Below are 8,595 nucleotides of genomic sequence, written 5' to 3'. Positions count from 1 at the left end.
CGTCTTCTCCGGCCAGGGGTCACAGCGACCCGGCATGGGTCTGGGCTTGGCGTCGTCGTTCCCGGTGTTCGCCGACGCGTTCGACGCGGCCTGCGCCGAGCTGGACGTTCACCTGGACCGCCCGTTGCGCGAGGTGATCGCCGAGGGCGCCGAGCTGGACCAGACGGTCTACACGCAGACCGCGTTGTTCGCGGTCGAGGTCGCGTTGTTCCGGCTGGTCGAGTCGTTCGGGGTCACCCCGGACTACCTGGTGGGGCACTCGATCGGTGAGATCGTCGCCGCGCACGTGGCCGGGGTGCTGTCCCTGGCCGACGCGGCGAAGCTGGTCGCGGCCCGGGGGCGGCTCATGCAGGCCCTTCCCGCAGGTGGGGTCATGGTGGCGGTGCGGGCGACCGAGGCCGAGGTGCTGCCGCTGCTGACCGACGGGGTGTCGGTTGCCGCGATCAACGGTCCCCGCTCGGTGGTGCTGTCCGGGGTGGAAGGCGAGGTCGCGGCGGTCGCCGCCCACTTCGAGAAGTCGAAGCGGCTACGGGTGAGTCACGCGTTCCACTCGGTGCTGATGGAGCCGATGCTGGCCGAGTTCGCCGAGGTCGCCGGTGCTCTGATCTACTCCGCGCCCCGGATCCCCGTGGTGTCGAACGTGACCGGGCAGGTCGCGCAGACGCAGGACGCCGACTACTGGGTGCGGCACGTGCGGGAGGCCGTCCGGTTCGCCGACGGCATCGCCACCCTGGAGGGCCTGGGCGTCGCCACGTTCGTGGAGATCGGCCCCGACGGGGTGCTCTCCGGAATGGGCGCGGAGTGCGTCACCGACGCGGTGTTCGTACCCGCGCAACGCGCCGACCGGGACCAGACAGACGCCCTCCGGACCGCCCTCGCCCGCGTCTTCGTGCGCGGCGTCGCCGTGGACTGGACGCCGTCCCTGACCGGTGGTCGCGTCGTCGACCTGCCCACCTACGCCTTCCAGCGGCAGCGTTACTGGTTCGAAGACGACAGTGCCAGCGACACCCCCGACACCCCGTTCTGGCAGGCCGTCGACAGTGGAGACCTGGCGGACCTGCTCGGCGTGGCCGCCGACCGCCCCCTCGACGAGGTCCTGCCCGCGCTGCGCGCCTGGCGTCGGCGAGGCACCGACCCGGGCCTGCGGTACCGCCTCGACTGGCCTGTCCGCGACGTTCCGACCACCACCACCCGCCCGGGTCGCTGGCTGGTCGTCGTCCCCAGCCTCGACCTGCCGGTGGTCGCGGGCATCCTGGCGGCGGGCGGTCCCGACGTGGTCGCGGTGCCGGCCGGCGACCTGCCCGCCATCGACCCGGACGAGGTGGGCGGCGTGCTGTCCCTGCTCGCCCTGGACGAGCGCCCCGACCCGGAGCACCCGCACCTGTCCCGAGGGCTCACCGGCACGGCGGCGCTGCTCTGCGACCTCCCGCCGGGCACACCGCTCTGGGCCGTGACCAGCGGTGCCGTACGCGTCGGCGACGAACCCCGGATCAGCCCGCACCAGGCCAGCGTGTGGGGGTACGGGCGGGTCGCCGCCCTCGAACTGCCCGACACCTGGGCCGGCCTGGCCGACCTGCCCGAGAACCCCGGCACCGAGGCGCTCGCCCATCTCTGGGCGGTCGTGCGCGGCACCGGCACCGAGGACCAGGTCGCGATCCGGGACACCGGCGTGCACGTCCGCCGCGTCGTACCGGCCGCCCCGCCCGTGGCGACACGGCCCTGGTCACCGCGCGGCAGCATCCTGATCACCGGCGGCACCGGCGCGCTCGGCGCGCACGTGGCCCGCTGGCTCGCCGGCGCCGGGGCCCCGCACCTGGTGCTGACCAGCCGGGCCGGCGCGGACGCGCCGGGCGCCGACCAACTGCACGCCGAACTGACCGCGCTGGGTGCCCGGGTCACCATCGCCGCCTGCGACGTGGCCGACGCCGACGCCCTCGCCGGCCTGCTCGCCACCGTCGGGGACCTGAGCGCCGTCTTCCACACCGCCGGCGCCCTGCGGTTCGCCGGGGTACGCGACGACGACCCGGCCGGGCTCGCCTCGGTCGCGGCGGCCAAGGTGGCCGGCGCCGCCCACCTGGACCGGCTGCTCGCCGACACCCCGCTCGACGCGTTCGTGCTGTTCAGCTCGATCGCCGCGCTCTGGGGCAGCGGCGAGCAGAGCGGGTACGCCGCCGCCAACGCGTACCTGGACGCCCTGGCCGACGACCGGCGGTCCCGCGGTCTCACCGCCACCTCGGTCGCCTGGGGCCCGTGGGGCGACGGTGGCATGGTCGACGCCGGCACCGAAACCCTGCTGTTCCGCCGTGGCCTGCCGGTTCTCGACCCGGAGACCGCGGTCGCCGCGCTGCGGCAGGCCCTGGACGGTGACGAGACCTACGTGGCGGTCGCCGACGTCGACTGGTCCCGGTTCGCGCCCATCTTCTGCGCCGCCCGGCCCCGGCCGCTGATCGCCGACCTGCCGCAGGTGCGGGCACTGACCACGCAGACCGTCGAGGACGCCCCGACGCCGCTGGCCGGGACGCTGGCCGCGCTGGCACCGGCCGAACAGGAACACCACCTGCTCACCCTGGTCCGAGGTGTCACCGCCACCGTGCTCGGCCACACCGGGCCGGACGCGGTCGGCGCCGAACAGGCGTTCCGGGAGATGGGCGTCGACTCGCTCACCGGCGTGGACCTGCGCGACCGGCTGCGACGCGAGGTCGGCTTCGCACCGCCCGCCACCCTCGTCTTCGACCACCCCAACCCACTCGCGGTGGCCCGCTACCTGCGCGACCGACTGCTCGACCAGCCCACCGCCGCACTGGCACCCCTCCCGTCGTCGGCCGTGGCGCCCGACGACGACCCGATCGTGGTGGTTGGCATGTCCTGCCGGTTCCCCGGCGGGGTGCAGGGGCCCGACGACCTGTGGCGGCTGGTCGCCGACGAGGCCGACGTCATCTCCGGCTTCCCCGCCGACCGTGGCTGGGCCCTGGACGCGCTCTACCACCCGGACCCGGATCACCAGGGCACCGCGTACACCCGCTCCGGCGGCTTCCTGCACGACGCGGCCGACTTCGACGCCGACCTGTTCGGGGTGAACGGCCGCGAGGCGCTGGCCATGGACCCGCAGCAGCGGCTCCTGCTGGAGACGGCCTGGCAGGCACTGGAGAACGCCGGCCTGCCACCGCGCGCGCAGCGCGGACGCCGGACCGGCGTCTTCGTCGGCGGCGCCCACCTCGGGTACGGGGAGGGCGCGGCGCCACCACCCGGAGTCGAGGGCTACCGCCTCACCGGCAACGCCACCAGCGTGATGTCCGGCCGGGTCGCCTACACCTTCGGTTTCGAGGGACCCGCCGTCACGATCGATTCGGCCTGCTCGTCGTCGCTGGTCGCCCTGCACTGGGCGGCCCGCGCGCTGCGGCAGGGGGAGTGCACGCTCGCCCTGGCCGGCGGGGTCGCGGTCATGTCCAGCCCGGCGGTCTTCGTCGAGTTCAGCCGGCAGGGCGGGCTCGCCCCGGACGGCCGGTGCAAGGCGTTCGCCGCCGGGGCCGACGGCACCGGCTGGGCCGAGGGCGCCGGCTTCGTGGTCCTCGAGCGGATGTCGGACGCGCTGGCCAACGGGCACCACGTCCTCGCGGTGCTGCGCGGCAGCGCCGTCAACCAAGACGGCGCCTCCAACGGCCTGACCGCCCCGAACGGCCCCGCACAGCAGCGGGTGATCGCCGAGGCGCTGGCCGACGCCGGCCTGTCCACCGCGGACGTCGACGTGGTCGAGGCGCACGGCACCGGCACCACGCTCGGCGACCCGATCGAGGCGCAGGCGCTGCTGGCCACGTACGGGCAGGGTCGGGCGGCCGGGCAACCGCTGCTGCTGGGCTCGCTCAAGTCGAACATCGGGCACGCCCAGGCGGCCGCCGGCATCGGCGGGATCATCAAGATGATCCAGGCGATGCGCCACGGCCTCGCGCCACGGACCCTGCACGTGGACGAGCCGACCCCGCACGTGGACTGGTCGGCCGGCGCGGTGCGGCTGCTGACCTCGGCCCAGCCGTGGCCGGACACCGGACGGGCGCGTCGCGCCGCCGTCTCGGCATTCGGGGTGAGCGGCACCAACGCCCACGTCATCCTCGAACACCCGGAGCCCGTCGCGCCGCCGCAGGTGAGCGCACCGGACACGGTCGCGTCGCCGAAACACCTGCCCTACGTCCTGTCCGGACGGTCGGACCGGGCGCTGCGGGAGCAGGCGGAACGGCTCCTCGCGGCCGGCGTGGACCGCCACGTCGAGGCCGGCGCCGGCGTGACCCTCGCCCGTTCCCTGGCCACCACCCGCTCCGCGCTCGACCACCGGACGGTCGTCCTGGCCGCCGACGCCGCCACCCTGCGCGGCGGCCTGCACGCCGTCGCGACCGGCGAGCACGACCCGTCGGTGATCGGTGGCACCGCCACCGCCACCGGCAAGCTCGCCTTCCTCTTCACCGGCCAGGGCAGCCAACGCGCGGGCATGGGCCGGGACCTGTACGCCACCGAACCGGTGTTCACCGCCGCGCTCGACGAGATCCGGGCCGCCTTCGCCCCGCACCTCGACCGCCCCCTGCTCGACGTCATGTTCGCCGACCCGGGCACCCCCGAGGCGGTCCTGCTGGACCGGACCGAGTTCACCCAACCGGCGCTCTTCGCCCTCGAAGTGGCGCTCTACCGCCTCCTCGAAGCACGCGGCGTGACCCCCGACCACCTGCTCGGCCACTCCATCGGCGAACTCGCCGCCGCCCACGTCGCCGGTGTGCTGTCCCTGCCCGACGCCGCACAGCTGGTCGCCGCACGGGGCCGGCTGATGCAGGCGCTCCCGTCCGGCGGCGCGATGCTGGCCATGCAGGGCACCGAGGCCGAGATCCGGCCGCTGCTCACCGGCGACGTGTCGATCGCCGCGGTCAACGGACCCGACTCGGTGGTCGTCTCCGGCGACGCGGACACCGTCGACCTGATCGCCGAGCGCTGGCGCGCCGACGGGCGACGGGCCAAGCGGCTCACCGTCAGCCACGCGTTCCACTCCGCGCAGATGGACCCGATGCTCGACGAGTTCCGGCGGATCGCGGCCGGGCTCACGTACGCGCCGCCGGCCATTCCGCTGATCTCCGACCTGACCGGCGAGCCGATCGGTCAGCCGGACGCCGACTACTGGGTGCGGCACGTACGCGAGGCGGTGCGCTTCGCCGACGGGGTCGCCGCCCTGGACGCCCGCGGTGTCACCGCGTACTGCGAGGTCGGCCCGGGTGGGGTGCTGACCGCGCTGGCCCGGGAGTGCCTGCCCACCGCCAAGCAGGTGGACGCCGTCCTGGTCGCCGCGCTGCGCGGCGACCGGAGCGAACCCACCGCCGTCGCCGAGGCGGTGGCCGGCCTGCACGTCCGCGGCGTGCCGATCGACTGGTCGACCGCGCTGCCCGGCACCGGGACCGTGCCACTGCCCACCTACCCGTTCCAGCGCCGCCGGTTCTGGATCGCCCCGGCCCCGGCCGGCGGCACCGCCGCGGACCCGTCGGACGACCCGTTCTGGTCCGCCGTGGAGCAGAACGACCTGGAGACGCTGGGCACGATGCTCGGCGACGCCCGGGTCGGCGAGGTGGCGCCGGCGCTGCCGGTCCTGGCCGACTGGCACCGTGGCCGCCTGGCCCGTGGCTCCGCCGACCGCCGGCGGTACCGCGCCCAGTGGGAACCGGTCGCCATGCACGGCACCGCTCGTCTCGGCGGGACCTGGCTGGTCGCTCTTCCCGGCCCGGTCGACGCGTATGCCCGTACCGTCATCGGTGCCCTGACCGAGGCCGGCGCCCGCACCCGGCCGGTGGTGCTGGACGGCCGCGACCGCGCGGCGATCGTCGCCGAACTGGACCCGACCGCCGAGGTCTCCGGCATCCTGTCGCTGCTCGCCCTGGACGACCGGGAGCTGCCCGGCCACCCGGGGGTGCCCAACGGGTTGGCAGCGACCCTGGCCCTGATCCAGGCGGCCGGGGACGCCCGTCTCGACGCGCCGCTGTGGGCCGTCACCCGAGGCGCGGTCTCCGCCACCGCCGAGGTCACCGACCCCGCGCAGAACGCCGTGTGGGGCCTCGGCCGGGTCGCCGCCCTGGAGCACACCGCCCGCTGGGGTGGCCTGATCGACCTGCCGGAACGCGTCGACGGCCCCGCGCTCTGCCGGGTCCTCGCCGACGGCGGCGAAGACCAGGTGGCCCTGCGCGACGCCGGCACGTTCGTCCGCCGCCTGGTCCGCGCACCGCTACCGACCACCACCCCCACCCCGTGGACACCGCGCGACACCGTCCTGATCACCGGCGGCACCGGCGCGCTCGCCGGGCACGTGGCCCGCCGGCTCGCCCAGGACGGTGCCGGTCACCTGGTCCTGGCCAGCCGCCGCGGCGGCGACGCCCCCGGCGCGGACGAGCTGAGCGCGGGGCTGACCGCGCTCGGCGCCCGGGTCACCCTGGTGGCCTGCGACCTGACCGACCCCGACGACGTCGCCGAGCTGATCCGCCGGGTTGACGCCGACGCGTTGCCGCTGCGCGCCGTGGTGCACACCGCCGGCATCGGCGACTCGGCCCCGCTCGCCGAGACCACCCCGGAGCTGCTTGCCGGCATCGTGGCCGCGAAGATCGGCGGGGCCCGGCACCTGGACGACCTCCTCGGTGACCGTGACCTGGACGCGTTCGTCTGCTTCTCCTCCATCTCCGGCGTCTGGGGCAGCGGCGGGCAGGCCGCCTACGCCGCGGGCAACGCCTTCCTCGACGCGTTCGCCGAACGACGCCGCGCGAGAGGCCTGGCCGGCAGCGCGGTCGCCTGGGGGCCGTGGGGCGAAGGCGGCATGGTCGCCGACACCGGCACCGAGGAGCACCTGCGGCGCCACGGCCTCACCCCGCTGGCACCGTCGGCGGCGGTCGACGCCCTCGCCCGCAGCCTCGACCACGGTGACATCACCGTCGCGGTCGCCGACGTGGACTGGGCCCGCTTCGCCCCCGCCTTCACCGCCGCCCGCCCCAGCCCGCTGCTCGACGGAGTCCCGGAGGTCCGCGCGGCAGTCGCCGAACCGGTCGCGCCGGTCCAGGCCGCCGGGCCGATCGACGGGCTCACCGACCTGCCCGAGGCCGAACGCGGGCACCTGCTGCTCGACCTGGTCCGGACCGAGACGGCCGCGGTCCTCGGCCCGGGCGGCGGCTTCGAGGCGAACCGTGCCTTCCGCGAACTCGGCTTCGACTCCCTGACCGCGGTCGAGATGCGCAACCGGCTCACCACGGTCACCGGGCTCAACCTCCCGGCCACCCTGGTGTTCGACCACCCGACCCCGGCGGTGCTCGCCGCGCACCTGGACACGCTCCTGATGCGCGAGCACCGTCCGGCCGCACCGACCCTGGTGGGCCGGCTCGACGACCTCGAGGCGGCCCTCGCCGCCACCGGTGTCGACGACGCCGACCGGCCGGCCCTGGTGGCCCGCCTACAGGCGCTCGCACACCGCTGGGCCGCCGCCGAGGAACCGGCGGAGGCGGGCGGCGAGGAACTTGGCGACGCGACCGCCGACGAACTGCTCCAGATCATCCAGAACGAATTCGGCAGATCTTGATCCGCGCAGCGGGAACGGGGTACGTGTCATGGCGAACGACGAGAAGCTGCTCGACCATCTCAAGTGGATGACCGCCGAGCTGCGACGCAGCAAGCGGCGCCTCGAAGAGGTGGAGACGGCGGCCGGTGAGCCCGTCGCGATCGTCGCGATGACCTGCCGCTACCCCGGCCGGGTCAGCACCCCGGAGCAGCTCTGGGAGCTGGTGGCCGCCGGCGCGGACGCGATCGGTGACTTCCCCGCCGACCGTGGGTGGGACGTCGACGGGCTCTACGACCCCGACCCGGACGCCAAGGGCAAGAGCTACGCCCGCGAGGGCGGCTTCCTCGCCGAGGCGGCCGACTTCGACCCGGCGCTGTTCGGCATCTCGCCCCGCGAGGCCCTGGCCATGGACCCGCAGCAGCGCCTGCTGCTGCAAACCGCCTGGGAGGCGTTCGAGCGGGCCGGTATCCCCAGCGACAGTGTGCGGGGCAGCCGGACCGGTGTGTTCGTCGGGATCAGCGGCCGCGACTACGACACGCTGCTGCAGCGGCACACCCAGGACGGCATCGAGGGCTACCGGCTGACCGGCAGCGCGGCCAGCGTGCTCTCCGGGCGGATCGCGTACCAGTTCGGCCTGGAGGGGCCTGCGGTCACCATCGACACCGCCTGCTCGGCCTCACTGGTCGCGCTGCACCTGGCGGTCCAGTCGCTGCGGCAGCAGGAGTGCTCCCTCGCCCTCGCCGGTGGTGCCACCGTCCTCGCCACCCCGGAGGCGTTCGTCGAGTTCAGCCGTCAGCGTGGCCTCGCCCCGGACGGCCGCTGCAAGCCGTTCGCCGCCGCCGCCGACGGCACCGGCTGGTCCGAGGGCGCCGCCCTGCTCCTGCTGGAACGGCTCTCCGACGCCCGCCGCAACGGCCACCCGGTGCTCGCGGTCATCCGGGGCACCGCGGTCAACCAGGACGGCGCCTCCAACGGTCTGACCTCCCCCAACGGGCCCGCCCAGCAGCGCGGCCTCCGGCCCGCACTGGCCAACG

At 75.3% G+C, this 8,595-nt stretch carries 2 protein-coding genes; both read left to right on the top strand.

The window, feature by feature from the left end; all coding sequences use genetic code 11:
• On the top strand, positions 1 to 7,582 hold a 7,582-nt coding region (locus tag LADH09A_RS26540; RefSeq protein WP_274530194.1), incomplete at its 5' end, for a type I polyketide synthase.
• A gap of 28 nt (positions 7,583 to 7,610) precedes the next feature.
• Positions 7,611 to 8,595 (top strand): beta-ketoacyl synthase N-terminal-like domain-containing protein (locus LADH09A_RS26535; protein WP_238648326.1); only part of this gene is annotated, 985 nt, incomplete at its 3' end.

This window comes from Micromonospora cabrerizensis (genome assembly GCF_022230955.1).
Classification (GTDB): Bacteria; Actinomycetota; Actinomycetes; order Mycobacteriales; family Micromonosporaceae; genus Micromonospora; species Micromonospora cabrerizensis.
Note: the sequence above shows the minus strand (reverse complement) of the source record. Positions and strands in the feature narration are given on the sequence as shown.